This is a genomic window from Streptomyces rubellomurinus, from assembly GCF_000961885.1.
Taxonomy (GTDB): Bacteria; Actinomycetota; Actinomycetes; order Streptomycetales; family Streptomycetaceae; genus Kitasatospora; species Kitasatospora rubellomurina.
On the sequence record NZ_JZKH01000070.1, the window covers coordinates 18903 to 43735 of the forward strand.

At 73.7% G+C, this 24833-nt stretch carries 26 protein-coding genes; 5 read left to right on the forward strand and 21 right to left on the reverse strand.

Annotation, left to right across the window (positions count from 1 at the left end; genetic code table 11):
* Window positions 1–8: 8 nt before the first annotated feature.
* From VM95_RS27565 to VM95_RS27585, 5 genes are all read right to left on the reverse strand, one after another.
* On the reverse strand, window positions 9–1214 hold the full coding sequence (locus VM95_RS27565; protein WP_045701581.1) for an acetylornithine transaminase: 1206 nt from the start codon (window positions 1212–1214) through the stop codon (window positions 9–11).
* Entirely contained in the window at window positions 1211–2086 is an 876-nt protein-coding gene (argB, locus tag VM95_RS27570) for an acetylglutamate kinase (RefSeq protein WP_045701637.1), read from the reverse strand. The genes VM95_RS27565 and argB overlap by 4 nt, the downstream gene beginning before the upstream one ends.
* 115 nt (window positions 2087–2201) lie before the next feature.
* Window positions 2202–3350: a bifunctional glutamate N-acetyltransferase/amino-acid acetyltransferase ArgJ gene (gene argJ / locus VM95_RS27575; RefSeq protein WP_045701639.1), complete on the reverse strand. Its 1149-nt coding sequence runs from the start codon at window positions 3348–3350 to the stop codon at window positions 2202–2204.
* Window positions 3351–3367: 17 nt separating this feature from the next.
* Window positions 3368–4396, reverse strand: coding sequence for an N-acetyl-gamma-glutamyl-phosphate reductase (gene argC / locus VM95_RS27580; protein WP_045701583.1), 1029 nt, complete (start codon window positions 4394–4396; stop codon window positions 3368–3370).
* 147 nt (window positions 4397–4543) lie between these two features.
* Window positions 4544–5743: a methyltransferase gene (locus tag VM95_RS27585; RefSeq protein ID WP_045701586.1), complete on the reverse strand. Its 1200-nt coding sequence runs from the start codon at window positions 5741–5743 to the stop codon at window positions 4544–4546.
* Window positions 5744–5825: 82 nt separating this feature from the next.
* Here VM95_RS27585 and VM95_RS27590 point away from each other — a divergent pair, with 82 nt between their 5' ends.
* Both VM95_RS27590 and VM95_RS27595 read left to right on the forward strand, forming a co-directional pair.
* On the forward strand, window positions 5826–6230 hold the full coding sequence (locus VM95_RS27590; RefSeq protein ID WP_045701588.1) for a VOC family protein: 405 nt from the start codon (window positions 5826–5828) through the stop codon (window positions 6228–6230).
* A 9-nt stretch (window positions 6231–6239) separates the two neighbouring features.
* Window positions 6240–6614 (forward strand): RNA-binding S4 domain-containing protein, encoded by a 375-nt coding sequence (locus tag VM95_RS27595; protein ID WP_045701591.1) that lies wholly within the window; start codon window positions 6240–6242, stop codon window positions 6612–6614.
* A gap of 25 nt (window positions 6615–6639) precedes the next feature.
* On the opposite strand, the gene VM95_RS27600 is transcribed toward VM95_RS27595, so the two are convergent.
* The 3 genes from VM95_RS27600 to VM95_RS27610 all read right to left on the reverse strand — a co-directional run bounded on the left by VM95_RS27600 (window position 6640) and on the right by VM95_RS27610 (window position 8747).
* Entirely contained in the window at window positions 6640–7152 is a 513-nt protein-coding gene (locus tag VM95_RS27600) for an FBP domain-containing protein (protein ID WP_045701593.1), read from the reverse strand.
* 51 nt (window positions 7153–7203) lie between these two features.
* Window positions 7204–7758 carry an HD domain-containing protein gene (locus tag VM95_RS27605; protein ID WP_045701595.1) on the reverse strand — a complete coding sequence of 185 codons (555 nt, stop codon included), beginning with the start codon at window positions 7756–7758 and terminating at the stop codon, window positions 7204–7206.
* Window positions 7759–7862: 104 nt separating this feature from the next.
* Window positions 7863–8747: an SAM-dependent methyltransferase gene (locus tag VM95_RS27610; RefSeq protein ID WP_078860624.1), complete on the reverse strand. Its 885-nt coding sequence runs from the start codon at window positions 8745–8747 to the stop codon at window positions 7863–7865.
* Window positions 8748–8972: 225 nt separating this feature from the next.
* On the opposite strand from VM95_RS27610, the gene VM95_RS27615 reads away from it, so the two are divergent.
* A complete protein-coding gene (locus VM95_RS27615; RefSeq protein WP_045701597.1) occupies window positions 8973–9875 on the forward strand; it encodes a polysaccharide deacetylase family protein in 903 nt (300 codons plus the stop codon).
* Window positions 9876–9919: 44 nt separating this feature from the next.
* Here VM95_RS27615 and VM95_RS27620 read toward each other — a convergent pair whose 3' ends face one another.
* The gene (locus VM95_RS27620) at window positions 9920–10738 is read right to left on the reverse strand and encodes an SDR family NAD(P)-dependent oxidoreductase (RefSeq protein WP_045701599.1); all 819 of its coding nucleotides are present in this window, start codon (window positions 10736–10738) and stop codon (window positions 9920–9922) included.
* Between the two features lie 284 nt (window positions 10739–11022).
* On the opposite strand from VM95_RS27620, the gene VM95_RS27625 reads away from it, so the two are divergent.
* Window positions 11023–11892, forward strand: coding sequence for a 3-hydroxybutyryl-CoA dehydrogenase (locus VM95_RS27625; RefSeq protein WP_045701601.1), 870 nt, complete (start codon window positions 11023–11025; stop codon window positions 11890–11892).
* Window positions 11893–11955: 63 nt separating this feature from the next.
* Here the strand turns inward: VM95_RS27625 and VM95_RS27630 are convergent, their stop codons facing one another.
* The 11 genes from VM95_RS27630 to infC all read right to left on the reverse strand — a co-directional run bounded on the left by VM95_RS27630 (window position 11956) and on the right by infC (window position 22996).
* Window positions 11956–12798 (reverse strand): chitosanase, encoded by an 843-nt coding sequence (locus VM95_RS27630; protein ID WP_045701603.1) that lies wholly within the window; start codon window positions 12796–12798, stop codon window positions 11956–11958.
* 118 nt (window positions 12799–12916) lie between these two features.
* Complete coding sequence (locus VM95_RS39180; RefSeq protein WP_052707618.1) at window positions 12917–13882, reverse strand: ABC-2 transporter permease; 966 nt, start codon at window positions 13880–13882, stop codon at window positions 12917–12919.
* Window positions 13879–14805 carry an ATP-binding cassette domain-containing protein gene (locus VM95_RS27640; RefSeq protein WP_045701605.1) on the reverse strand — a complete coding sequence of 309 codons (927 nt, stop codon included), beginning with the start codon at window positions 14803–14805 and terminating at the stop codon, window positions 13879–13881. The genes VM95_RS39180 and VM95_RS27640 overlap by 4 nt, the downstream gene beginning before the upstream one ends.
* Window positions 14805–15242: a GntR family transcriptional regulator gene (locus VM95_RS27645; RefSeq protein ID WP_045701607.1), complete on the reverse strand. Its 438-nt coding sequence runs from the start codon at window positions 15240–15242 to the stop codon at window positions 14805–14807. The genes VM95_RS27640 and VM95_RS27645 overlap by 1 nt, the downstream gene beginning before the upstream one ends.
* Before the next feature lie 108 nt (window positions 15243–15350).
* Window positions 15351–17852: a phenylalanine--tRNA ligase subunit beta gene (pheT, locus tag VM95_RS27650; RefSeq protein ID WP_045701609.1), complete on the reverse strand. Its 2502-nt coding sequence runs from the start codon at window positions 17850–17852 to the stop codon at window positions 15351–15353.
* Window positions 17852–18973: a phenylalanine--tRNA ligase subunit alpha gene (pheS, locus tag VM95_RS27655; protein ID WP_045701612.1), complete on the reverse strand. Its 1122-nt coding sequence runs from the start codon at window positions 18971–18973 to the stop codon at window positions 17852–17854. Before pheS ends, pheT begins: the two co-directional genes overlap by 1 nt.
* A gap of 223 nt (window positions 18974–19196) precedes the next feature.
* Window positions 19197–20300, reverse strand: a complete 1104-nt coding sequence (locus tag VM95_RS27660; protein ID WP_045701614.1) for a sensor histidine kinase — start codon at window positions 20298–20300, stop codon at window positions 19197–19199.
* A gap of 155 nt (window positions 20301–20455) precedes the next feature.
* Window positions 20456–21322 carry a TrmH family RNA methyltransferase gene (locus VM95_RS27665; RefSeq protein WP_045701616.1) on the reverse strand — a complete coding sequence of 289 codons (867 nt, stop codon included), beginning with the start codon at window positions 21320–21322 and terminating at the stop codon, window positions 20456–20458.
* A 110-nt stretch (window positions 21323–21432) separates the two neighbouring features.
* Window positions 21433–21828, reverse strand: a complete 396-nt coding sequence (gene rplT, locus VM95_RS27670; protein WP_030055649.1) for a 50S ribosomal protein L20 — start codon at window positions 21826–21828, stop codon at window positions 21433–21435.
* Window positions 21829–21937: 109 nt separating this feature from the next.
* A complete protein-coding gene (gene rpmI / locus VM95_RS27675) occupies window positions 21938–22132 on the reverse strand; it encodes a 50S ribosomal protein L35 (RefSeq protein ID WP_045701618.1) in 195 nt (64 codons plus the stop codon).
* Between the two features lie 135 nt (window positions 22133–22267).
* Window positions 22268–22996, reverse strand: a complete 729-nt coding sequence (infC, locus tag VM95_RS27680) for a translation initiation factor IF-3 (RefSeq protein WP_078860626.1) — start codon at window positions 22994–22996, stop codon at window positions 22268–22270.
* A gap of 459 nt (window positions 22997–23455) precedes the next feature.
* Between infC and VM95_RS27685 the strand changes: the two genes are divergently transcribed.
* Complete coding sequence (locus tag VM95_RS27685) at window positions 23456–23833, forward strand: DUF1844 domain-containing protein (RefSeq protein ID WP_045701622.1); 378 nt, start codon at window positions 23456–23458, stop codon at window positions 23831–23833.
* 49 nt (window positions 23834–23882) lie between these two features.
* Here the strand turns inward: VM95_RS27685 and VM95_RS27690 are convergent, their stop codons facing one another.
* Window positions 23883–24656, reverse strand: coding sequence for an SseB family protein (locus tag VM95_RS27690; protein WP_045701625.1), 774 nt, complete (start codon window positions 24654–24656; stop codon window positions 23883–23885).
* Between the last annotated feature and the right edge of the window lie 177 nt (window positions 24657–24833).

Consider the following 24833-nt stretch of genomic DNA (forward strand, 5'->3'; position numbering starts at 1 on the left):
GACGACGGTCAGCTCGCATCGGCCGGGGCGCTCTCGCGCACCGTCCGGAGGATGCCCGGCAGGGCGGCGAGGAACGCGTCGGCCTCCTGCTCGGTCAGCACCAGCGGCGGCGCCAGCCGGACGGCGTCCGGGACGGCGGCGTTGACCAGGTAACCCGCCGCCTGCGCGGCGGCCTGGATCCGGGCCGAGACCGGCTCGGTGAGCACGATGCCGAGCAGCAGGCCGGCCCCGCGCACGTGCGAGACCAGCGGGTCGCCGAGCGCCTCGACACCGTGCCGCAGCCGCTCGCCGGTCTTGCGCACGTGCTCCAGCAAGCCCTCGGACTCGATGGTGTCGAGCACCGCGAGCCCGGCCGCGGCGGCCACCGGGTTGCCGCCGAAGGTGGTGCCGTGCTGGCCGGGGGTGAGCAGGTCGGCGGCTTCGCCGAAGGCCAGCACGGCGCCCATCGGCAGGCCGCCGCCGAGCGCCTTGGCGAGGGTGACCACGTCCGGCTCGACGCCCTCGACGGCCTGGTGGGCGAACCAGTGGCCGGTGCGGCCGATGCCGGTCTGGATCTCGTCCAGCACCAGCAGGGTGCCGGTGGCCCGGGTGATCTCGCGGGCGGCCCGCAGGTAGCCGTCCGGCAGCGGGACGGCGCCGTTCTCGCCCTGGATCGGCTCCAGGAAGACGGCGGCGGTCCCGGTGGTGACGGCCGCGCGCAGCGCCTCGACGTCACCGAACGGGACGTGGGTGACGTCGCCGGGCAGCGGGCGGAACGGGTCCTGCTTGGCGGGCTGGCCGGTGAGCGCGAGGGCGCCCATCGTCCGGCCGTGGAAGCCGCCCTGGAGGGCGACCAGGTGGGTGCGGCCGGTGCGCCGGCTGATCTTGAAGGCGGCCTCGTTGGCCTCGGCGCCGGAGTTGCAGAAGAACACCCGGCCGCCCGGGCGGCCGTCCAGCTCCAGCAGCCGCTCGCCGAGGGCGATGGTCGGCTCGGCCATGAACAGGTTGGACACGTGGCCGAGGGTGGCGATCTGCCGGCTGACCGCCTCGACCACGGCCGGGTGGGCGGTGCCGAGGGCGTTGACGGCGATGCCGCCGAGCAGGTCGGTGTACTCCTTGCCGTCCGCGTCCCAGAGCTTGGTGCCCGCGCCGCGCACCAGCGGGATGCGCGGGGTGCCGTAGTTGTCGGTGAAGGTGTGCTGCCACCGCTCGGTGAGCTGCTGGTTGTGCGTCACGCCAGTCCCCCGGTCACGATCGGTTCGTCGTCCGGCACGACCATCGTGCCGATGCCCTCGTCGGTGAAGATCTCCAGCAGCAGGCTGTGCTGCACCCGGCCGTCCAGGACGCGGGCGGTGCCGACGCCGGAGCGGACGGCGCGCAGGCAGCCCTCCATCTTGGGGAGCATGCCGGAGGCCAGGCCCGGCAGCAGCTCGTCGAGCTCGCTCGCGGTGAGCTGGCTGATCACGTCGTCGGAGTTCGGCCAGTCCTTGTAGAGGCCCTCGACGTCGGTGAGGACGACCAGCATCTCGGCGCCGAGCGCGACCGCCAGCGCGGCGGCGGCGGTGTCGGCGTTGATGTTGTAGACGTGGCCGTCCGCGCCGCGGGCGATCGAGGAGATCACCGGGATGCGGCCGTCCGCGATCAGCGCCTTCACCGCGCCGGCCTCGATGTTGACGATGTCGCCGACCAGGCCGATGTCGACCTGCTCGCCGTCGACCACCGCGTAGCGCTTGACGGCCGTCATGGTGTGGGCGTCCTCGCCGGTCATGCCGACCGCGAACGGGCCGTGCTCGTTGAGCAGGCCGACCAGCTCGCGCTGCACCTGGCCGGCCAGCACCATCCGGACCACGTCCATGGTCTCGGGGGTGGTGACGCGCAGGCCGTTGGTGAAGCTGGACTCCAGGCCCAGCTTGTCGAGCTGGGCGCTGATCTGCGGGCCGCCGCCGTGCACCACGACGGGGTGCAGGCCGGCGTAGCGGAGGAACACCACGTCCTGGGCGAAGGCCGCCTTGAGGCTGTCGTCGACCATGGCGTTGCCGCCGAACTTGATCACGACGGTCTTGCCGTGGAAGCGCTCCAGCCACGGCAGGGCCTCGATCAGCGTCATGGCCTTGGGCAACGCGGTGTTGTTGCGGGCCTGTTCGCCCTTGGGTGCGATCTGCACGGGATTCCCTCGTAGTGGGGGTCCCCCCGGCCGAAGGCTGGGGGAGGATGTCGCGGGATCAGGTGGAGTAGGCGCTGTTCTCGTGGACGTAGTCGGCGGTGAGGTCGTTGGTCCACAGCGAGGCGTTCGCCGTACCGGCGTTGAGGTTCGCGGTGATGACGACCTCGCGGCCCTTCATGTCCACCAGGTCGCGGTCCTCGCCCACGCCGCCGGACTTGCAGACCCAGACGCCGTTGATGGCGACGTCGAGCTCGTTCGGGTCGAAGGCGGCGGCGGTGGTGCCGATCGCGGCCAGCACCCGGCCCCAGTTGGGGTCCTCGCCGTGGATGGCGCACTTGAGCAGGTTGTTGCGGCTGATCGTCCGGGCGACCTCGACGGCCTCGTCCTCGGTGGCGGCGCCGGTGACGTCGATCCGGATCTCCTTGCCGGCGCCCTCGGCGTCGCCGATCAGCTGCCGGGCCAGGTCGGCGCTGACCGCGCGGACGGCCTCGGCGAACTCGGCCGCGTCCGGGGCGGTTCCGGAGGCGCCGGAGGCGAGCAGCAGCACGGTGTCGTTGGTCGACATGCAGCCGTCGGAGTCGATCCGGTCGAAGGTGGTGCGAGTGGCGCCGCGCAGCGCGGCGTCCAGGCCGGCGGCGTCGACGTCGGCGTCGGTGGTGAGGACCACCAGCATGGTGGCCAGGCTCGGGGCGAGCATGCCCGCGCCCTTGGCCATGCCGCCGACCGTCCAGCCGGCCGGGCTGGTGACCTGGGCGGTCTTGTGCACGGTGTCGGTGGTCTTGATGGCGATCGCGGCGGCCTCGCCGCCCGTCGCGCTGAGCGCCTGCGCGGCCGTGGTGACGCCGGGCAGCAGGATGTCCATCGGCAGCCGGACGCCGATCAGGCCGGTGGAGGCGACGGCGACCTCGCCCGCGTTGAGACCCAGGTCCTCGGCCACCTTCTCCGCGGTGGCGTGGGTGTCCTGGAAGCCGAGCGGGCCGGTGCAGGCGTTGGCGCCACCGGAGTTGAGGACGACGGCGGAGACCCGGCCGCCCTTGAGGACCTGCTCGGACCAGAGGACGGGCGCGGCCTTGACCCGGTTCGCGGTGAAGACGCCGGCCGCGGCGAGCGAGGGGCCGTCGTTCACCACCAGGGCGAGGTCCGGGGTGCCGGAGGCCTTGATGCCGGCGGTGATGCCGGCGGCCCGGAAGCCCTTGGCGGCGGTCACGCCGGTGTTCTGGGTGGTCACGGTGCGACTCCGTTCACGGGGAGGCCGAGCTCCTCGGGCAGGCCGAGGGCGATGTTCATGCTCTGCACCGCGCCGCCCGCGGTGCCCTTGACCAGGTTGTCGATCGCGCTGATCGCGACGATCCGCCCGGCGGTGGCGTCCAGCGCGACCTGCACCAGCGCGGTGTTGGCGCCGTACACGCTGCTGGTCTGCGGCCACTGGCCCTCGGGCAGCAGGTGCACGAAGGGCTCGCCGTCGAACGCCTCGGCGTAGGCGGCGCGCAGGCGCTCGGCGGTCACGCCCGGCTTCGCCTTGGCGGAGCAGGTGGCGAGGATGCCGCGCGGCATCGGGACGAGGGTGGGGGTGAAGGAGACGGTGACCGGCTCGCCCGCGACCGGGGTGAGGTTCTGGGCCATCTCCGGGGTGTGCCGGTGCACGCCGCCGACGCCGTACGGGCTGACGCTGCCCATCACCTCGCTGCCCAGCAGGTGGGTCTTGGCGGCCTTGCCGGCGCCGGAGGTGCCGGAGGCGGCGACCACGACGGCCTCCGGCTCGGCGAGGCCGGCGGCGTACGCCGGGAACAGCGCGAGGGAGACGGCGGTCGGGTAGCAGCCGGGCACGGCGATCCGGTTGCTGCCCTTCAACGCGGCGCGGTGGCCGGGGAGTTCGGGCAGCCCGTAGGGCCAGGTGCCGGCGTGCGCGGAGCCGTAGAACTGCTCCCAGTCGGCGGCGGCCCGGAGCCGGAAGTCGGCGCCGCAGTCGACGACCAGGACGTTCGGGCCGAGCGCCTCGGCGACGGCGGCGGACTGGCCGTGCGGCAGCGCCAGGAACACCACGTCGTGGTCGGCCAGCACCTCGGGGGTGGTGGGCTCGAGGACGCGGTCGGCGAGCGGCAGCAGGTGCGGCTGGAGCGCGCCCAGCCGGGTGCCCGCGTTCGAGCCGCCGGTCAGCGCCCCGATCTCCACCTCCGGGTGGCCGAGCAGCAGGCGCAGCACCTCACCGCCCGCGTACCCGCTCGCGCCGGCGACGGCGACTCGCAATGCCATGGCGTTCCTCCTTGGTCTCGGCATGAATATACGTGGGGCAGAAAATTCATGCAAGGAGTATGCGGCGGGGCCGCGCTGGCCACCCCGCGCCGGCCACCCCGCGCCGGCCACCTCCGCCGGCCGCCCGCGCCGGCCGCCGCCCGGCCGTCAGCGCTTGACCGCGCGCAGCACCACGAACTTCGGGTTCCCCGCGACGAGTCGGCAGTTGCCGAAGAGCCGGCGCAGCTTGACGTGGTAGCCGAGGTGCCGGTTGCCGACCACCCACAGTTCGCCGCCGGGGCGCAGCGCCCGGCGGGCGCCGGTGAACATCCGCCAGGCGGTCGCGTCGGTGGTGGCCTGGTGGGAGTGGAACGGCGGGTTGTTGAGCACCAGGTCCACCGAGCCGGGGGCGAACACCGCCGGGTCGAGCGCGTCGGCGGTCAGGAACTCGGCCGGGGCGTCCGGGCCCAGGCCGGCGCGGAAGGTCTCCTCGGCGGAGGCCACCGCCTGGTACGACTCGTCCACGAAGACCAGCTCCGCGCCCGGGCCGGCCAGCGCGGCGGCCGTACCGACCACGCCGTTGCCGCAGCCGAGGTCCACCACCCGGTCGCCGGGGGCGGGGGTCGGCAGGTGGGACAGGAAGAAGCGGGTGCCGATGTCGAGGCGCTCGGCGCAGAAGGTGCCGGCGTGGTTGACGACTGTCCGGCCGGCGGCGGGGCCGATGTCGGTCGGCAGCGCGTAGCGGTGCGGCCACGGGCTGGGGCCGGGGGCGAGCGCCGGGTCGGGCGTGCAGAGGATCAGCCGGGCCTTGCGGACGGCCAGCGAGGTGCGGGTCGGGCCGAGGATCTTCTCGAACAGCTCCAGGGTGGAGGTGTGGATCTCGGTGACCATGCCGGCGCCGATCACCACGGTGCCCGGGTGGACGGCGGGCGCCAGCCGGTGCAGCTGGTCCTCCAGCAGCGCCAGGCTCTTGGGCACGCGCACCAGCAGCACGTCGATCCGCTCCGGCGGGGTGTCCCGGGTGGTCAGCAGCCGGGCCTCGTCGACGGCGGCGCCGGCCCGGGCCAGGTTGGCGCGGGTGGCCAGCCGGCCGAGGTGCGAGTCGGTGATCTGGACCGGTTCGTACGGCGCCAGCGCGGTGGTGAGCGCGCCCCAGCGGTCGCCGAGCACGGCGATCCGGCGGCCGGCCAGCTCGGTCGCGGCGCCGGCGGCGCTGTCGGCCTCCCCGGCGAGGTGGCGCAGCAGGTAGTCGTCGGCGGCGTCCCAGGCGCGCAGCCGCTCGCGGGGGTCCTCCGGGTGCCGGGTGAGGTGGAAGGCGCCCCAGGGGGTGGTGAACGGGGTCGCGGCGGCGGTGCTCTCGGGATTCATCGTGTTCTCAGGCTATCGGACGGGTCGGCGGGGAACCCTTTCGGCGGATACTGGAAGAGCCCGACCGAGAGGGGTGAGGGCGATGGACTGGAAGCTCGAAGTCGTGGTGGTCCCGGTGTCCGACGTGGACCGGGCGAAGCGGTTCTACGAGGAGCAGGCCGGCTTCACGGTCGACCACGACACCCGGCTGCGCGACGGCGTCCGGGTCGTCCAGCTGACTCCCCCGGGCTCGCGCTGCTCGATCGTCGTCGGCAAGGGGGTCATCGACTCGCCGCCCGGCTCGGTGAAGGGCCTCCAGCTGGTGGTGACCGACATCGAGAAGGCGCACGCCGAACTCGCCGCGCGGGGCGTGGCGGTCAGCCCGGTGCAGCACTTCGAGGCGGGCTCCCGGGTCGACGGACACGGGGAGGCGTGGAACAGCTTCGTGTTCTTCAACGACCCGGACGGCAACGGCTGGGCCGTCCAGGAGGCGCCGTCCTTCGCATAGGCTCCGGGGATGGCTGAACACGAGGGGCCCGTACGGGTCGACGCCTGGATCTGGTCGGTCCGGCTGGCCAAGACGCGCGCGCTGGCGTCCGCCGCCTGCAAGGCGGGGCACGTGCGGGTGAACGGCGAACGCGCCAAGCCCGCGCAGACGCTGCGGCCCGGGGACGAGGTCCGGGTGCGCGAGGAGGGGTACGAGCGGGTCGTCGTGGTGCAGAAGCTCATCCGCAAGCGGGTCGGTGCGGCCGTGGCGGCGGAGTGCCTGGTCGACAACAGCCCGCCGCGGCCGCCGCGCGAGTTCGCCCCCAAGGTCGCCGAGCGCGACCGCGGCGCGGGCCGCCCGACCAAGCGGGAGCGGCGCGAGCTGGACGGGCTGCGCGGGCGGTGAGTGCGAGCGGTGAGCGCTGGAGCGGTTACGCGGCGGCGTCGGCGGCGCCGAGCACCCGAGCCAGGAAGCCGTCCAGGTTGTCGACCGTGCGGGCGACCTGCTCCTCCAGCGACAGCGACTCGGTGGGCCGGCTGACCAGGGCGGACTTCTTCAGGCCGCGGACGTACAGCGAGCAGGCGAGGTCGGCGCAGACGTAGGTGCCCACGGTGTTGCCCTCCCGCCCGGCGGCCCCGGCCCGGCGGGCGGCCAGCAGCGCGACGCCGGCGCCGGCGTGCGCGGTGATGCACAGCGAGCAGACGTTCGTCCTGGTCAGGCTGCGCCGGATGGTCGGCACCCGGAGCGTCACCCCGACCAGCTCGCCGCCGTAGGGCGCCACCAGGTAGCCGCGGTCCGGCGCGCCCTGGTCCCGCCAGCCGAGGAAGTCCAGGTGCTCCCAGGGCAGTTCGGCCAGCCCTCGGGGCAGGCTGAGCCGACGCGCCTCGCCCTTGGAGCAGTTGACGAAGGACGCGCGGATCTCGGTCTCGGTGACGGCTTCCATGCCGCGGAAGCTAGCACCGCCGGCCCCGGCCTGTCGCGGCATTTTCGGGCGCTACGACACGGTTCGGACCGGATGCGCCGCCTGGACGGCGAGCCGCCGCGGGGCGTCCTCGCCGATCCCGGTGAGCAGGTCGTCCAGCGCCAGGAAGGCCTCCCAGGGCTGCTGCCCGGTGGCGGCCGCCAGGCGCTCGACCACCCGGTCCTCCAGGTCGCGGACGCGCCGGTTCTTCCACGCCTTGTCGGCGAGGCTCACCAGCAGGTCCTCGACGGTGGTGTCGGGGCGGCTCCAGCTGCCGTGGCGGCCGGCGAAGCGGGCCAGCCGCTCGGGGACGCCGGCGGCGCGCAGCAGGGCGTGGCCGGCGCGCTCGTGCGCACTGCCGGGGACGGAGAGCTCCTCGGGGTGGACGGTCTTGCCGATGTCGTGGGTGGCGGCGCCGAACAGGACGGCCTCGCGGTCGAACGGCAGGCCCTGGCGCTCGCAGAACTCGGCGATCCGCTGGGCGACTTCGTGGACCAGGGCGAGGTGGGCGAGGAGCCGGGGCGGGGCGCCGGCCCGGGCCAGCAGTCCGGCGGCCGCGGGCGGCAGCGGGGGCAGGGTGGTGGTCACGCGGCAGGGTAGCCGGGCGTGCCCGGATCTGTCAGTGGCCGACCGTAGTGTGCGCAGTGCGGTCCCGGCGTGGAGGGGGCGCCGGGACCGCACCTGAGGAGACGTCAGCGTTTGAAGGCGACGCCCGCGTACGCCGAGACCTCCTGCCAGCCCTCGGGCAGGTCGGCGGTGCGGACGTGCCCGGCGGTGGGGCGCCAGAGCGGGAGTTGGACGAGGCCGGGGCCGGCGAACTCGAAGTCGCCGAAGAACGGCTCGACGTCGCCGCGCGGGCGCAGGACGAGCGGGGAGCTGGCCCCCCGGTAGATCCGCACGCCCGCGGCGGCGCTCTCGCGGGTGGCGAAGTCCGGGCTGCCGTGGGAGAGGATCAGGGCGCTGCCGGGGGCGAGCGCGTCGCGCAGGGTCCGTACGACGTGCTGCGCGCCCTCCTCGTCGCGGATGAAGTGCAGGACGGCGACCAGCATCAGGCCGACCGGCTGGGAGAGGTCGATGGTGGCCCCCAGGGCCGGGTCGCGCAGGATCGCCGCCGGGTCCCGCAGGTCGGCCTCGACCACCGAGGTGCGCCCGATCTGCTGGCCGGCCACCCGGGCCCGGGCGTGGGTGGCGACGATCGGGTCGTTGTCCACGTACACGACGTCCGCGTCCGGGGCGACCCGCCGGGCGACCTCGCTGGTGGAGCCGACCGCCGGGATGCCGGTGCCGATGTCGATGAACTGGCGCACGCCCTGCCCGGCCACGAACTCGACGGCGCGGCCGAGGAACTGGCGGTTGGTGCGGGCGAGCAGCGGCAGCGCCGGGTAGGCGGCGATGGCGGCCTGGGCGGCGCGGCGGTCGGCCTCGAAGTTGTCCTTGCCCCCGAGGTAGTAGTCGTACATCCGGGCGGTGTGCGGGGTGCCGGTGTCGAGTTCGCTGGGCGGCTGCCAGTCGTCGGCTCTCGCCCACTCCCAGTCGGTGCCGGTGTCCTGGTCGACGGCCGCGGTGTCCTCGTACATCTCGTTCCGCCCCCTGTGCTCAACGCCGGAAGTGTCGGCACCGCCGCTCTACGCGCGGTGCGCCGCGATCGTATCCAAGGACTTCCCTTGGAAACAGCGGGAGTTCAGGTTCCTGCAACCCGCACAGCACCGAATGTGTGCACGTCAAGGGTGGTGCGCGAACTCCGCCACGCCCACCCCGCCCCGGATCGCCCCACCCGCCCGCCGTCTCTATGCTGGCTGCCGATGACTGCCGACCGCCGCACCGTACTGCGCACCGCCGCCAAGCTGGCCGCCCTCTCCGCCGCCGGCGGCCTCCTCACCTCCTGCGGCAGCGGCGGCCACCGCCGCTCCGACACCGGGGCGCTCGCCGCGCACCCCGGCAGCGTCGACCCGACGCACACCACCGACCCGGCCTGGGGCGGCGGCGAGGGCCCGGCCTCCGCCGCGCCGAGCGCCTCGCCCGAGGCGCAGTCCACCGAGGCGGCCGCGGCCGCCCAGCCGTCCGCGCCGCCGACCCCGCCGGCGCTGCCGCCGCTGGCCGCCGGCACGCCGTTCGAGGTGGTGTCCGGCCCGCGCACCGGCAAGAACGTGGCGCTCACCTTCCACGGCAGCGGCGACCCGAAGCTGGCCACCGCCCTGCTGGAGGCCGCCGAGCAGCGCGGCGCCAAGGTGACCGTGATGGTCGTCGGCAGCTGGCTGGACCAGCAGCCGCAGATGGCCCGGCGGATCCTGGACGGCGGCCACGAGCTGGGCAACCACACCCAGAACCACCTCAACATCTCCGCGATGACCCCGGACCAGGCGCGGGCCGAGATCGCCCAGTGCGCGGACCGGCTGAAGCGGCTCACAGGCTCGATCGGCCGCTGGTTCCGGCCGTCCGCCGCCCAGTACGCCACCGCGACGGTGCGCGACCAGGCCAAGGCGGTCGGCTACGAGCACGTGCTGTCCTTCGACGTCGACCCGCGCGACTACAGCGACCCGACCGCCGCCGAACTGCAGCGCCGGGTGCTGGGCTCGGTGCGCGGCGGCTCGGTGGTGGCGCTGCACATGGGGCACCAGTGCACGATCGACGCGCTGCCGGGCATCCTGGACGGGCTCGGCAAGGCGGGGCTCAAGCCGGTGACCGCGAGCCAGCTCTGCGCCTAGGGCCGCCGCTCGCCGGTCTCCGCTCGCCGCTCGCCGCTCGCCGGTCAGGCCATCGGGTCGTCGGCCTTGTACGGCCGCAGCCGCAGCGTCCGGGCGTCGGCCTCGCGGATCTCGTCGGCCCGGGCGACCAGCTCCGTCAGGTCGTCCCGCCCGGCGTGGATGAACCGCCCGTGCAGGCCGTCGAAGCGGCCGCGGGCGGCGTCCACGGTGACGGCGACCATGTACGGGATGGAGCCCCAGGCCTTCATGCCGTCGAACATCGGCATCCCGGCGGTCATGTCGGTGGCCACCGCGCCCGGGCTGATGTCGAGGACGACGACGCCGTGCCCGGCGAGCGAGTCCGCCATGTTGTCCGACAGCTGCAGCAGCGCGCCCTTGGAGGTGGCGTACGCGGTGTAGTGGCCGTCCGGGCGCAGCGCGAAGCCGGAGTTGAGGTTGACCACCCGGCCGCGCCGCCGCTCCACCATGCCGGGCAGGACGCAGCGCAGCAGGTTGTAGGGGCCGCGCAGGTTGGTCTCGACGACCTGCCACCACTGGTTGGCGTCGGTCTCCCAGATCGGCACCTCGGCGCGGTCGACCTGGCCGGCGTTGTTGACCAGCAGGTCGATCGGGCCGAGGTCGCGCTCGACGACCCGGACGGCCTCGCGCACCGCGCCGGGGCGGGTGACGTCGGCGGTGACGGCGACGCCGCGGGCGCCGCGCCTGACGCACTCCTTGAGCGTCTCGGTCAGCGTGCCGTGGGTGCGGCCGACCAGGCCGACCGCCATGCCCTCGGCGGCCAGGCCGATGGCGATCTCCCGGCCGATGCCCCGGCCCGCGCCGGTGACCACGGCGACCTGTCCTGTCAGCGATCCCGTCGGCACCGTGTGCTCCCTTCCCGTCCCCGGCCCCCGTCTGCGGCATTCTGGCGGCCGCCGGGCGGCCGTGGCCCCGGGCACACCCGCAGGGGTGGCCGCCTCACTCCTTCGGGGGATCCCGGCGACCTGGCACTCCTCCGGGGAGGGGGTGACCTACTGGCCGGTACGGAGTAGTAACGTCGTCGGGGCGGTGACCGGTGCACCCATACCGGTACACCGGCCCGGAGACCAGCGAGCCTGCTGGGCCACGAGTCGCTGGGCGACCCCCAGCACCATCGAAGGGCAACTGAGTGAGTGACATCGCGCGCGTGGGAGTAGTGGGCTGCGGCCTGATGGGGTCGGGCATCGCCGAGGTGTTCGCCCGGGCGGGGCTGGACGTCCTGGTGTCGGAGGCCAGCGGCGAGGCCCTGGAGTTCGGCCGCACCCGGCTGACCAACTCGCTGGACACGGCCGTCAAGCGCGGCAAGCTGACCCCCGAGGCGCGGGACGAGGCGATGTCCCGGCTGTCCTTCACGGTCGACCTGTCCGACTTCGCGGACCGCGACCTGGTGGTCGAGGCCGTCGCCGAGCGCGAGGACATCAAGGTCCAGATCTTCCAGACCCTGGACCAGGTGATCGAGCGCCGCGACGCGATCCTGGCCTCCAACACCTCCTCGATCCCGATCGTGAAGCTGGCCGCCGCCACCTCCCGCCCGGAGCAGGTGATCGGCCTGCACTTCTTCAACCCGGCGCCGGTGCAGAAGCTGGTCGAGGTCATCCCGACCCTGACCACCTCGGCCGCCACCACCGAGCGGGTCGAGGCCTTCGCCTCGCAGGTGCTCGCCAAGGAGCCGATCCGCGCCCGCGACCGGGCCGGCTTCGTGGTCAACGCGCTGCTCGTGCCCTACCTGCTGTCCGCGGTGCGGATGTTCGAGTCGGGCGTGGCCACCGCCTCCGACATCGACAAGGGCATGGAGGCCGGCTGCGCCCACCCGATGGGCCCGCTGCGGCTGTGCGACCTGATCGGCCTGGACACCATCGTCTCGATCGCCGAGTCCATGTACGACGAGTACAAGGAGCCGCTGTACGCCGCTCCCCCGCTGCTGTCCCGGATGGTCGACGCCGGTCTGCTGGGCCGCAAGTCCGGCCGCGGCTTCTACGACTACACCGCGACCGTCTGACCGGTCCGGAGCGCGCGCCGGGGCCCGGGAGCCGTCCAGCTCCCGGGCCCCGGCGGTTCCGGGTCAGCTGTTGATGCTGTAACTGTCGCCGTAGACCTTCCACTTGAGCGGCGGGTTGAGGTCGAAGTTCCCGGCGTTCAGGAAGACCAGCTGCTCGGTGTCGACCCTGCTGGTGTCGGAGTGCGCCTCCTCCTTCTTCATGACCACCTTGCGGGCCTCCAGGAAGGCCTTGAGGTAGGTGGCCTCGTCGCCGCCCTGGGCCGGCGTCCTGGCCTTCTTCATGGCGGCGGCGCGGATGCCGCCGAAGCTGTCGGAGCTGTCGCCCGGGCCGTGCATGACGATGGCGTCGTAGTAGGCGAACTGGCCGAGCGCGCGCAGGCCGTCGGCCTTGGCCTGGCTGACGGCGGGGTTGAAGTAGACCCGGTCCCGCTCGTCGTTCTGGGCCTGCTGGAAGACCGGGTCCTTGGCGGCGGTGGCCCAGTCCTTGACGAACGGGGAGCCGAGGCCGGCGTGCGAGGCGCTGCCGTTGACCTTCTTCAGCGCCGGCAGGTACTTGGCGAGGACGTTGCCGGGCTTGAGGTCGGTGTAGTGCCGGACCAGGTCCAGCATGTCCCCGGTGCCGGAGCAGAAGCCGATGATGCCGGCGGTGTAGCCGCGGCCGTCGCCGATGTCCTCGATGTACTTGTACTGGGCCTTCCAGTCCAGGGAGGAGTTCTCCGCGCTGGACACCAGCTGCATCGCGATGTCCTTCTTGTGCGGGTCGTCGAGGCCGACTCCCTTGATCTGCACGGACGTTGCCGCGGGCGCGGGCTGGGCGGCGGCCGCGGTGGCCGCGGCCGTCAGGGGCGCGGCCACCAGGGCGGCGGCGAGGGCGATGCGGAGGGCGCGACGGGGCTGAGGGCGCATGGGTGCTCCGGTTCCTCGATGGGTTAGGAAACCTTCCTAACGAGAAGGAAAACGCCCTCCGGCCCGCCCCCGCAAGGGTTTTGACGGAACTGCTTCAAACCGGTCCGAACCGCGCAGGTCAGACCGCCCGGCGCCGCACCCACCAGACCGCCGCCGCGCACAGCGCCACCGCGAGCAGGGTGGTCCAGCCGAACTCGATCCACTGGAACGGCCAGAAACGGTCGGCCGGTTGGTACACCTCGTGCATCGTGTAGCCGCCGTCGTGCACCAGGGACTGGAGGTGGGCGTAGTCGCCGCCGAGGTCGTAGAAGGCGGACTCGGACATCCGGTTCCCGGCCGGGTCCGTGTACCAGACGCTCAGCACCCAGCGGTCGTCCACGGCCAGGGACGTCATCGCACGCACCGGCTCGTCCAGCGGAGTCATGTAGTGCGAGCGCACGGCCTCGGAGAGGAACGGCAGCGCGACCGAGGCTGCCAGGCCGAGGCCCACCGCGAGCACGGTGCGGCGCAGCACCGCGCCGGCCAGCGCCGCGACCCCGAAGGCCACCAGCACCCGGCCGACCAGCACCGGCGACGCCTGCACGAAGAGGTCCGGGTGGAACTGTCCGCCCATGAGCTCCAGCGGCGCGCTCCACCAGCGCAGCACCAGCCCGAACAGCGCTGCCACCACGGCCAGCACCGCACCGCCCAGAACCAGGCCGCCCGCCGTCCAGCGGGTCCGCCCGGCCCCCTGGGTCCAGGCGAAGCGCACCGTGCCGTGCTCGAACTCCCGCGCCAACAGCGGGCCGCCGAGGAACGCGCCGAACACGCCGCCGAGGACGTAGGACACGCTGCCGAGCATCGGCATGCTGTCGGCGTACTGGTGCAGGTACCGCTTGAACTTCTCCACGCAGGCGGCGCTGGCCGGATCGCAGGAGCCCGCGCCCGTGCGGTCCAGGCCGTTGTGCAGGTACCAGCCGTGCACCAGCAGGACGAGCGAGATCGCGCCCATCACCGCGAGCAGGGTCAGCAGCGCCGGCCGGTGGCGCAGCCCGGCGGCCCGCAGCACGGCGGAACGCGGCGGGGCGAGGGTGGTGGAGCTCACGGCAGCAGGACCTTCTCGTTCGTACGGACGGCCCCGCGCGGGCCGGGGAGGGCGGAGGCGGTCGGCTCGCGCAGGTACGCGAGCACCAACTCCTCCAGGCCGATGCGCTGTTGGCGCCAGTCGCCGGTGACCGGCGCGTCCACGCCGCCGGTGCGGACCAGCAGGTGGGACTGCGCGCCGGCCCGGCGGTCGCGGACCACCGGCAGGCGCTCGGCGACGGCCTGGGCCTGCGCGGTCGGGCCGGTGAGCATCCGGTGGCCGCCCAGCAGGTCGTCCACCTCCCCGGCGACCTGGACCCGGCCGCCGGTGAGCACCACCAGGTAGTCGCAGGTCTGCTCCAGCTCGTTGACGGCGTGCGAGGAGAACACCACCGACAGGCCGTCCTCGGCCACCGCGGTGAGCAGCACGGCCATGAAGTCGTGCCGGGCGAGCGGGTCGAGCGCGGCCAACGGCTCGTCCAGCAACAGGAGTTCGGGCCGCTTGGCGAGGGCCAGGGCGAGCGAGACCTGGGCCTGCTGGCCGCCGGAGAGCCGGCCGTACTTGCGGTCCAGCGGGATGCCGAGGCCGTCCAGGTGGGTGCGCGCCCGGTCGGCGTCCCAGCGCCGGTTGAGGTGGCGGCCCATCGCGAGCAGGTCGCGCACGCGCAGGCCCGGGTAGAGCGCGGCGTTCTGGGCGACGAAGCCGATCCGGTCCAACGCCCGGGGCGAGCCGGGGAGTTGGTCGCCGAGGACGGTCATCGCACCCTCGCTGGGCAGGGTCAGGCCGGCCGCCAGGCTGAGCAGCGTGGTCTTGCCGGCGCCGTTCGGGCCGACCAGGGCCACCACGTGCCCGGCCGGGACGGCGAGGTGGCAGTCCCGCAGCGCCCAGGAGCGGCGGTAGCGCTTGCCGATCCCGCCGCAGTCGATCACCGTGTCCGCCGACATCACGCCACCACCCCGTTGCGACCCTCGCGCAGGTCGCGCAGCGCGTCCTCGAACACCGCGACCATCCCCCCCTCGTCCAGCCCGGCGGCCCGCGCCGAGCGCATCCAGTCCAGCAGCCCCCGCCGCAGCGCGGCCCGTTCGCGCAGCGGCACCACCCCGGCGGGCAGCCCGCGCACGAAGGTGCCCTGGCCGCGACGGCCGGCCGCCAGGCCGCGGTGCTCCAGCTCCCGGTAGGCCTTGAGCACGGTGTTGGGGTTGATCGCCAGGCCGGCGACCACCTCGCGCACCCGGGGCAGCTGGTCCCCCTCGCTCAACCAGCCCATCCGCAACGCCTGTTCGACCTGCTGCACGAGCTGCAGGTAGGTCGGGACACCGGAGGCCGGGTCCAGGCGGAACTCGATCGGAGAGGGCTGGTCAGCGCCTTTATCTAGTTCCATAGGTAAAGAGATAAGCGAGGAGGTGAGGGGCCGTCAAGCCAAGAGAACGCAAAGGGCCCCGCCCGGACCGGGGAACGGTCCGAACGGGGCCCTTCGGGGCCTACCGGATCAGGCGCCGCGCAGCACCGCGCCGGTGCGGGCGACGGCCTCGGCGACGGCCGCCTCGCGGGCGGCGGTGGCCTCGTCGGCGGTCAGCGTGCGGTCCGCGGCGCGGAAGCGCAGCGCGTACGCCAGCGACTTCTTGCCCTCGCCGACCTGCTCGCCGGTGAACACGTCGAACAGCCGGATGGCCTCCAGCAGTTCGCCCGCGCCGGAGCGCAGCGCGGCCTCGACCTCGGCGGCCGGGACGGCGGTGTCGACGATCAGCGCGACGTCCTGGGTGGCGACCGGGAAGCCGGACACGGCCGGGCCGTTGACCTTCTGAGGGCCGTCCGCCGTCAGCAGGTCGACGTCGATCTCCATGGCCGCCGAACGGGCCGGCAGGCCGAGCGCCTTGACCACGCGCGGGTGCAGCTCGCCGGCGTGGCCGACCACCCGGTCGGTGCCGGTGACGACCAGCTCGGCGCAGCGGCCCGGGTGCCAGGGCGCGAGCTGCCCCTGGCGGACGGTCAGCTCCACGCCGGCCGCGCGGGCGACCGTGCGGGCCGCCTCGACGGCGTCCGCCCAGGAGGCCTGGTCGCCCTTGCCCCACCAGCCGGACGGCAGCCGCTCGCCCGCGAGGGCCACGGCGATCCGGCGCGGCTGGTCCGGCAGCGCGGCGTCCAGCTCGGCCAGCTCGGCGTCGCTGGGCCGGTGGTCGACGGACGGGCGCGGCGCCACCGACAGCTCGTCCTTGGGCAGGAAGACGGTGCCGGCCTCGAAGATCGCCAGGTCGGTGTTGCCCCGGCCGACGTTGCGGCGCAGCGCGCCGAGCAGGCCCGGCAGCAGCGTGGTGCGCAGCGCCGGCTCCTCGTCGTTCAGCGGGTTGACCAGCTTGACAGTGCGGCGGCGCCGGTCCTCCGGCTCCAGGCCGAGCGCCTCGAAGGCGGGCTCACCGAGGAACGGGTAGTTGTTGACCTCGACGTAGCCGGCCCCGGCCAGCGCCACGCCGATCCGGCGGTGGATGCGCTGGGCCTCGGTCAGGCCCTTGCCCGGCGGGACGTTCGGCATCCGGGCGGGGACGTTGTCGTAGCCCTCCAGCCGGATGACCTCCTCGGCGAGGTCGTACGGGTCGGTGAGGTCGGGCCGCCAGGTCGGCGGGGTGACCTCCAGGGTGTCGGCGCCCGCGACCGAGCAGCCGATCTCCTGCAGGCGCCGGGTGACCGTCTCGCGGCCGTACTCGGTGCCGGCGACCCGGTCGGGCAGGTCGGCGGAGATCAGGATGGTGCGCACCGGGTGCGGGGCGGCGATGTCGGTGACCCCGGCCTCCGCGGTGCCGCCGGCGATCAGCACCAGCAGGTCGACGGCGCGCTGCGCGGCGGCGCGGGCCGCCTCCGGGTCCACACCGCGCTCGAAGCGCTTGGAGGCCTCGGAGGGCAGCTTGTGCCGCTTGGCGGCACGGGCGATGACGACCGGGTCGAAGTGCGCGGCCTCGATGATCACCTCGGTGGTGCCCGGACCGGCGGCCGGGTCGAGGATCTCGGTGGAGGCGCCGCCCATGACGCCCGCGAGCCCGATCGGGCCGCTGTTGTCGCAGATCAGCAGGTCCTCGACGGACAGCTTGCGGTCGACCCCGTCCAGCGTGGTCAGGGTCTCGCCCGGCTCCGCCCGGCGGACCGAGATCGGGCCGTCCACGCGCTGCTTGTCGTAGGCGTGCAGCGGCTGGCCGACCTCCAGCATCACGTAGTTGGTGATGTCGACGGTCAGCGAGATCGGGCGGATGCCCGACTTCTGCAGGCGGCGCTGCAGCCAGATCGGGGACTTGGCGTTCGGGTCGACGCCGACGACGGTGCGGGCGACGAAGCGGTCGCAGCCGGCCGGGTCGTTGACCTTCACCAGGTAGCCGAAGGAGTTCGCCGGCGGCACGTCGAGCAGCGCCGGGTCGGCCAGCGGCAGCCCGTACGCGGCGGCGGCCTCGCGGGCCACGCCGCGCATGGACAGGCAGTAGCCGCGGTCCGGGGTGACGGCGATGTCCAGCACCTCGTCGACCAGCTGCAGCAGCTCGATGGCGTCGGTGCCGGGCTCGAACTCCGGCGGCAGCACGAGGATGCCGCCGTGGTCGTCGCCCATGCCGAGCTCGCGGGTGGAGCAGATCATGCCGGCCGAGGTGTGGCCGTAGGTCTGGCGGGCCGCGATCGGGAACGGGCCGGGCAGCACGGCTCCCGGGAGCACGACCACGACCTTGTCGCCGACCGCGAAGTTGGTCGCGCCGCAGACGATCTCCTGCGGCTCGCCGGTGCCGTTGGCGTCGCCGACGTTGACGAAGCAGTGCCGGATCGGCTTCTTGAAGCCGGACAGCTCCTCGATGGAGAGCACCTCGCCGACCACCAGCGGGCCCTTGAGGTCGGCGCCGAGCTGCTCGACGGTCTCGACCTCCAGCCCGGCCCGGACCAGGCGCTCCGCCACGTCACGGCCGGTCTCGCCGGCCGGCAGGTCGACGTACTCGCGCAGCCAGGAAAGCGGGACGCGCATCAGATCTCCATCCCGAACGGGAGGGTGAAGCGCACGTCACCCTCGACCATGTCGCGCATGTCGGCGACGTTGTGACGATTCATCAGGATCCGCTCCAGGCCCAGGCCGAAGGCGAACCCGCTGTAGCGGTTCGGGTCGACGCCGCAGGCGACCAGCACCCGCGGGTTGACGACGCCGCAGCCGCCCAGCTCGATCCAGCCCTCCGAGGAGCAGGTCCGGCACGGCCGGTCCGGGTTGCCGACGCTCTCGCCGCGGCACACGAAGCACTGCAGGTCGATCTCGGCGCTCGGCTCGGTGAACGGGAAGTACGAGGGGCGCCAGCGCAGCTCCAGGCCGCCGCCGATCAGCTTCTCGACCAGCACCTCGATGGTGCCCTTGAGGTCGGCGAAGGTGATGCCCTCGTCGACGGCGAGGCCCTCGACCTGGCGGAACACCGGGGTGTGGGTGGCGTCCAGCTCGTCCGTCCGGTAGACCCGGCCGGGGCAGACCACGTACACCGGGGGCTCGCGGTCGAGCAGGGTGCGGGCCTGGACCGGGGAGGTCTGGGTGCGCAGCACCACGCCGGAGTCGGCGGAGCCGTCCGGGGCCTGGACGAAGAAGGTGTCCTGCATCGAGCGGGCCGGGTGGTCCGGGCCCAGGTTGAGGGCGTCGAAGTTCAGCCACTCGGCCTCGACCTCGGGGCCCTCGGCGACCTGGTAGCCCATCGCGACGAAGGTGTCCTCGATGCGCTCGGCCAGCGTGGTCAGCGGGTGCCGGGCGCCGCGCGGGGCGCGGTCGTACGGCAGGGTGACGTCCACCGCCTCCTCGACCAGCACGCGGGCGTCCCGCTCCGCCTCCAGCTCGGCCTGGCGCTTGGCCAGGGCCTGGTTGACGGCGCCGCGGGCCTGGCCGATCAGCTTGCCGGCGGCGGCCTTGGCGTGCGGGGGCAGGGCGCCGATCTCGCGGTTGGCGAGGGAGAGGGCCGAGCGGTCGCCGGTGTGGGCGACCTTGGCCTGCTTCAGCTCGTCCAGGGTGCCGGCGGCGGCGAAGGCGGCGATCGCCTCGTCCCGCGCCTGCTCCACCACCTCGGGCTTGAGGGCCTCGACCTCGACCGGGTCGTACGACTTGTTGGGTGCCGACATCTCTATCTTCCCGTGCTCCTGCTCGTCCGTGCTCAGGTGTGTGGGGCTCGCCTTCGCGCCACGCCCGGCGGGGCCGGGGCACGGGCAGCCCGGGCTCCGTTCACCGGAGGCTCACGGGAGTGGGTGTCCGCGGCTCAGCCGCGCAGGGCGTTGCGCAACGCCAAAGGTCGAGTGTAGTCGCAGCGCGTAGCGCGGCTGCCGTGAAGCCCGTCCGGGCCCCGCTTCAGAGCATGAAGTCGGGCACGCCGGCGGGCAGGATAAATCGGAACCGGGCGCCGCCGCCGGGCGCGCGGTCGACCCGGATGGAACCGCCGTGGGCCTCCACGATGCCCTTGACGATGTAGAGGCCGAGGCCGGTGCCGCCGCGCTTGGAGCCGCGCCAGAAGCGGGTGAAGACGCGCGGCATCGAGTCCTCGGGGATGCCGCTGCCTTCGTCGCTCACGGTGACCGCTGTGCCTTCCACGATGCGGGGCGGGGTGCCGGAGCGCTCCCAGACGGGCGCCTCGACGACCTCCTTGGCCGGTGCCACCTCGATGGTGACAGTTCCCTCGCCGTGGCGCACCGCGTTTTCCAGCAGGTTGGCCAGCACCTGGTCGAGCTTGTCCGGGTCGGCCCAGAGCACCGTCAGCGGCTCGGTGATCCGGACGTCGAAGCGCTCCTCGGGGATGCCGGTGGCGACCGTCCGCTCGACGTGCCGGCGCACCGCCGCCGCCGGGTCGACCACCTGCTTGCGCAGCTCCAGCCGGCCGGCGTCGATCCGGGAGATGTCCAGCAGCTCGGCGATCAGCCGGGTGACCCGGTCGGCGTCCGCGTCGACGGTCTCCAGCATCAGCCGCTTCTGCCCGTCGGTGAACCGCTCCCACTTGGCCAGCAGCGTCTTGGTGAAGCCCTTGACGCTGGTCAGCGGGGAGCGCAGCTCGTGCGCGACGGTGGCGATCAGCTCGGCGTGGCTGCGCTCGGTGCGGCGCCGGGCCTCGGTGCCGCGCAGCGCGATCACCAGCCGCTCCAGCGGCCCGCGGGGCACCGCCCGGACGTAGCGGGCGGAGACCAGGACCTCGCGGCCGCCGGGCAGCAGCAGGTTGCGCTCCGGCTGCCCGGTGCGGATCGCCAGCCCGCCGTACGGGTCGGTCAGCTGCCACCAGCGGTGGCCGTCCAGGTCCTCCAGCGGGAGGACGTCCTCCAGCAGCTGCCCGAGCGCGGCCGCCGGCCGCACGCCGGTCAGCCGGGCCGCGGCCCGGTTGAAGCCGACCACCCGGCCCAGCGCGTCGGCGACCACCAGGCCGTCCGGCAGGTCGTCCGGGTCCAGCTCAGGCCCGCTGCCGACCATGGGTGTCCTCCCCGATTACCCACCGTGCAGTTCCCCCCACTCAGGCAGACCCTAGCGCCTCGCAGGCCCCGGCAGTAGGGCCTGCGGCGGGGTGATCCCGGCGCGTCGTGGGGCGTACGAGGCGCGCGCGCCTCCCCGGGCGTGGGCGCCGGGCCTCAGCCCGCGGCCCGGCAGCCGCCGGGCGAGCGCTGGGCCCGCGCCGAGGCGTACAGGCAGACGGCCGCGGCGGTGGCCAGGTTGAGGCTCTCGGCGTGGCCGTGGATGGGCACCCGCACGACCTCGTCGGTGAGCGCGCGGGTCTCCTCCGGGAGCCCCCACGCCTCGTTGCCGAACACCCATGCGCCGGGCGCGCCCAGGGTGCCCTCGTCGAGCTCCTGGTCGAGGTCGCGCTCCCCCGCGCCGTCCGCGGCCAGCACCCGCACGCCCGCCTCGCGCAGCTTCCCGACCGCCTCCTCGACCGGCACGCCGACCGCCACCGGCAGGTGGAACAGGCTGCCCACGGAGGCCCGGACGGCCTTCGGGTTGTAGAGGTCCACGGAGGCGTCGGTGAGCACCACGGCGTCCGCGCCGGCCGCGTCGGCGGTGCGCAGCACGGTGCCCGCGTTCCCGGGGTCGCGCACGTGGGCGAGGACCGCCACCAGCTTGGGCCGGGCCCTCAGGACCTCGGCGAACGGGGTGTCGATGAAGCGGCAGAGCGCCACGATGCCCTGCGGGGTCACCGTGTCGCAGATGTCGGCGATCACCTCGTCGGTGGCGGTCAGCACCGGCAGGCCCTCGGCGAGCGCGGCCTCGACGATGTCGGCGTGCCGCTCGGCGGCCTCCTGGCCCACGTACACCTCGACCACGGCGTGCTCTCCCGTCCCCGGCAGCCGGCCGAAGGCGACGGCCTCCCGGACGGCCTGCGGGCCCTCGGCCAGGAAGCGGCGCTCCTTGGTGCGCTGGTTCCGCTTGGCGAGCCGGCGGGCGGCGACGACGCGCGGCGAGCGCAGGGAGGTGAGCAGGGGGGTGTCGGTGCTCGGCATGGTCTCGTTCTCTGGAGGCGCTGACTCTGGGCGGGATGGGGGCGGAACGCAGAACCGGACCCGCAGGCGAGCCTGCGGGTCCGGTCGGAAGCTCAACCGATCTCGGAAGATCAGGCGGCGTCGGCGGCGGCCTTCGGGGCGTTCACGTCGGCCGGCAGCGCCTTCTGGGCGACCTCGACCAGGGAGGCGAACGCACCCGGGTCGTTGACGGCCAGGTCGGCCAGCATCTTGCGGTCGATCTCGACGCTGGCGGCCTTCAGGCCCTGCACGAAGCGGTTGTAGGTGATGCCGTTGGCACGGGCCGCAGCGTTGATGCGCTGGATCCACAGCTGACGGAAGTCGCCCTTGCGCTTCTTGCGGTCGTTGAAGTTGTAGACCAGCGAGTGGGTGACCTGCTCCTTGGCCTTGCGGTACAGGCGCGAGCGCTGGCCGCGGTAGCCGCTGGCGCGCTCCAGGATGACCCGGCGCTTCTTGTGGGCGTTGACTGCCCGCTTGACGCGTGCCACTTGATTACTCCTTGGGTTGGACCACGGACTACTTCACGTGGTCCGTCATTCGAATGGGTCGGGAAGGATCAGCTGCCCCGCACTCGGCTCGCGCCGGGCGGGAGGGCGATCACTTGCCGAGAAGCTTCTTGATCTTCTTGGCGTCAGCGGGGGCCAGCTCGATCGTCCCGGCCAGCTTGCGGGTCAGCGTCGAGGGCTTGTGCTCCAGGAGGTGGCGGCGGCCGGCGCGCTCGCGCAGCACCTTGCCAGAGCCACTGATCTTGAAGCGCTTGCTGGCGCCACTGTGCGTCTTCTGCTTCGGCATTTCGCCGTATCTCCTCGTCGGTCCCGTCCGCGCCCGCGCGGTTTGCGCCGCGCGGGCGTGAACTGGATGGATCTGCGGTGGCGGGCGGGACGCCCGTCACCAGGGGGCCGACCCCGGTCGTCCGAGCCTTGCGGCTCAGGCGCCCTGGGGGGCGGCCGGCTGCTCGACCGGAGCCTCGGCCGCGGGGGCCTCGACCTCGGCCGGGGCGTCCTGCACCTCGGCGTCGGCCTCGATCTCGTCGGCCTCGATCTCGGCGGCGTCGTCCGCGGCGGCGTCGGAGCCGACGGTGCGGCCCTGTCGCTCGGCCTTGCGGGCGTCCGCGAGGGCACGGGCCTCGGCCATCGCCTCGGTCTTCTTCTTGTGCGGGCCAAGAACCATGATCATGTTCCGGCCGTCCTGCTTCGGCGAGGACTCGACGAAGCCCAAGTCCTGGACGTCGTCGGCGAGCCGCTGCAGCAGACGGAAGCCCAGCTCGGGGCGGGACTGCTCACGACCACGGAACATGATCGTGATCTTGACCTTGTCACCCTGCTTGAGGAACCGGACGACGTGACCCTTCTTGGTGTCGTAGTCGTGCGGGTCGATCTTCGGCCGGAGCTTCATCTCCTTGATGACCGTGTGCGCCTGGTTCTTGCGCGCCTCACGGGCCTTCATGGCCGACTCGTACTTGAACTTGCCGTAGTCCATGAGCTTGCACACCGGCGGCCGGGCGGTCGCCGCGACCTCGACCAGGTCGAGGTCGTACTCCTGCGCGAGCTCCAGCGCCTTGGCAAGCGGCACGATGCCGACCTGCTCGCCGCTGGGACCGACGAGTCGCACCTCCGGGACGCGAATCCGGTCGTTGATGCGGGGCTCGGTGCTGATGGGGCCTCCTCGGTTGCACCTTCTGCGATGCGGCCGTCGGACGGCGGTCGCACGTAGTGGACTCGACCACTGGGCGGGGCTTCATTCGTGCTGCGCTGCCCGGTGCCCCTCGACACCGTGTGCACCGCGACACGAAAAAAGCCCCGCTCGGTACAAGCGGGGCTCCACACAACCGGGGGCGGCGCCCGGTGAGGGACGCTGCGGGCGACTCGGCGCCGTGGCGCCCGTCGCGGACCGGACCCGTCGACCGCGAGGCCGATCAGGTGGGAGACTTTCGCGGTTGCCCTCTCGGGCCTCCTCGCAGTGGAGCCTCCACTTGCTGGCCGGATTCCCACGAGGGATCCCGGCCGGTCAGTCTCGAAGCCTACAGCGTCGGGCGTCCGAACGCTATTCCGCCCCCGCGCCGGGGCCCTTGTACGCTCCTGGGGTACGACACCGGCACGACGGAACGAGCCCCCCTTGAGCAGCGAGCCCACCCAGAACCCCGGCGCGGACGACGAGGCGATCGGCTTCGACGACCTCACCCGGGACATCGCCGAGGTCCCGGCCGTCGAGGTGATCACCACCGTCGCCGTGCACCTGATGAGCGCCGCCGCCGTCAAGTGCGGCCTCGCCGAGGGCGGCGAGAAGGACAAGGACCTGGACGAGGCCCGCAAGCTGATCACCGCCCTCGCCGGGCTGATCACCGCCGGCGCCCCCGAGATCAGCAACTTCCACGCCGCGCCGCTGCGCGACGGGCTGCGCTCGCTGCAGCTCGCCTTCCGCGAGGCCTCGCTCGTCCCGGACGCGCCGGGCGCCGGGCCGGGCGAGAAGTTCACCGGGCCGGTCTACTCCTGACGCCCCCGCCGGGCCGCCGCCTCGGGTGAGGCGGCGGCCCGTCGCTTTCCTACCGCCGGTACAGCGGCTCCGCCGGCAGCTGCGCGCTCGCCGGGAGCACCGCCAGGTCCAGCCCGCGGTCCAGCCGCACCCGCAGCAGCGGGTCCGCCGCCACCGCCTGCCCGACCCGCTGCGCGGCCGCCTGCAGACCGGACTGGTCCAGCTCCGGGTCGAACACCACGGCGAGCACCCCGTCCGCGTCCTCGGACGGCGCCAGCAGCCCGCTGACCACCTGCGGCTCGGCCGCCAGCAGCGCCCGCACCGCCGCGCGCACCTCCGGGTCCGTCACCGGCGGCAGGTACGGCCGGTTCTCCGCGAGCGCCCGCAGCCGCGCGCCGCCCAGCAGGAAGGGCACCGGCCCGGCCGGGTCGACCACCAGGGTGTCGGCGCGCTCGGAGAAGGCCACCATCGCCGCCTGCGGGGCGACCACCGGCGCCGGGCGGGCGTCCGCGCGCCAGCGGGTCATCGTCTCCAGCGAGGTGAAGGCCGGCAGCGCGCGGCGCCCGTCCGGGGCCTCCAGCACCGGCACGGCCATGTCGCTGCTCTTGTCGTGCCGGTGCCCGTGCTCGTCCACCTCCACCTCGCCGAGGATGGCGACGATCGGCACCATCAGCCGGGTCGGGGCCAGCGCCGCCAGCACCTCGGGCTCGGCCGCACGGTCCTGCGCCCAGCGGGCGAGGGCGGCGGTCAGCGCCGGGTCCGCCGTGCCGTCGTCGTCGGAGAAACCGGGGTTCGGGATGCTCTTGCCGACGAACGCCGGGTTGGAGAAGTCTTTGCGGTCCACCCGGCCGACCCTATGCCACCGGGCTGCGCCACCCGCATTTCCCCGCACGCACCCTTGCAGGGCCTGGCCCTTGGACCCTTGCCGGGTCCGCGACGCTCCCCCAGCCTTCGGCCGGGAGGTACCCCCAGGGCACAAGCGCACCTCGCCGCGTTGTCGTCGGTCGCCAATGGCCCCCAG

Excerpts from the sequence above, each read along its gene's own strand:
- argB (WP_045701637.1), bottom strand. The coding sequence starts at position 2,086 with ATGACGCTGATCGAGGCCCTGCCGTGGCTGGAGCGCTTCCACGGCAAG.
- argC (WP_045701583.1), bottom strand. The coding sequence starts at position 4,396 with ATGGCATTGCGAGTCGCCGTCGCCGGCGCGAGCGGGTACGCGGGCGGT.
- VM95_RS27585 (WP_045701586.1), bottom strand. The coding sequence starts at position 5,743 with ATGAATCCCGAGAGCACCGCCGCCGCGACCCCGTTCACCACCCCCTGG.
- VM95_RS27590 (WP_045701588.1), top strand. The coding sequence starts at position 5,826 with ATGGACTGGAAGCTCGAAGTCGTGGTGGTCCCGGTGTCCGACGTGGAC.
- VM95_RS27595 (WP_045701591.1), top strand. The coding sequence starts at position 6,240 with ATGGCTGAACACGAGGGGCCCGTACGGGTCGACGCCTGGATCTGGTCG.
- VM95_RS27600 (WP_045701593.1), bottom strand. The coding sequence starts at position 7,152 with ATGGAAGCCGTCACCGAGACCGAGATCCGCGCGTCCTTCGTCAACTGC.
- VM95_RS27610 (WP_078860624.1), bottom strand. The coding sequence starts at position 8,747 with ATGTACGAGGACACCGCGGCCGTCGACCAGGACACCGGCACCGACTGG.
- VM95_RS27615 (WP_045701597.1), top strand. The coding sequence starts at position 8,973 with ATGACTGCCGACCGCCGCACCGTACTGCGCACCGCCGCCAAGCTGGCC.
- VM95_RS27630 (WP_045701603.1), bottom strand. The coding sequence starts at position 12,798 with ATGCGCCCTCAGCCCCGTCGCGCCCTCCGCATCGCCCTCGCCGCCGCC.
- VM95_RS27640 (WP_045701605.1), bottom strand. The coding sequence starts at position 14,805 with ATGTCGGCGGACACGGTGATCGACTGCGGCGGGATCGGCAAGCGCTAC.
- VM95_RS27645 (WP_045701607.1), bottom strand. The coding sequence starts at position 15,242 with ATGGAACTAGATAAAGGCGCTGACCAGCCCTCTCCGATCGAGTTCCGC.
- pheT (WP_045701609.1), bottom strand. The coding sequence starts at position 17,852 with ATGCGCGTCCCGCTTTCCTGGCTGCGCGAGTACGTCGACCTGCCGGCC.
- pheS (WP_045701612.1), bottom strand. The coding sequence starts at position 18,973 with ATGTCGGCACCCAACAAGTCGTACGACCCGGTCGAGGTCGAGGCCCTC.
- VM95_RS27660 (WP_045701614.1), bottom strand. The coding sequence starts at position 20,300 with ATGGTCGGCAGCGGGCCTGAGCTGGACCCGGACGACCTGCCGGACGGC.
- VM95_RS27665 (WP_045701616.1), bottom strand. The coding sequence starts at position 21,322 with ATGCCGAGCACCGACACCCCCCTGCTCACCTCCCTGCGCTCGCCGCGC.
- rpmI (WP_045701618.1), bottom strand. The coding sequence starts at position 22,132 with ATGCCGAAGCAGAAGACGCACAGTGGCGCCAGCAAGCGCTTCAAGATC.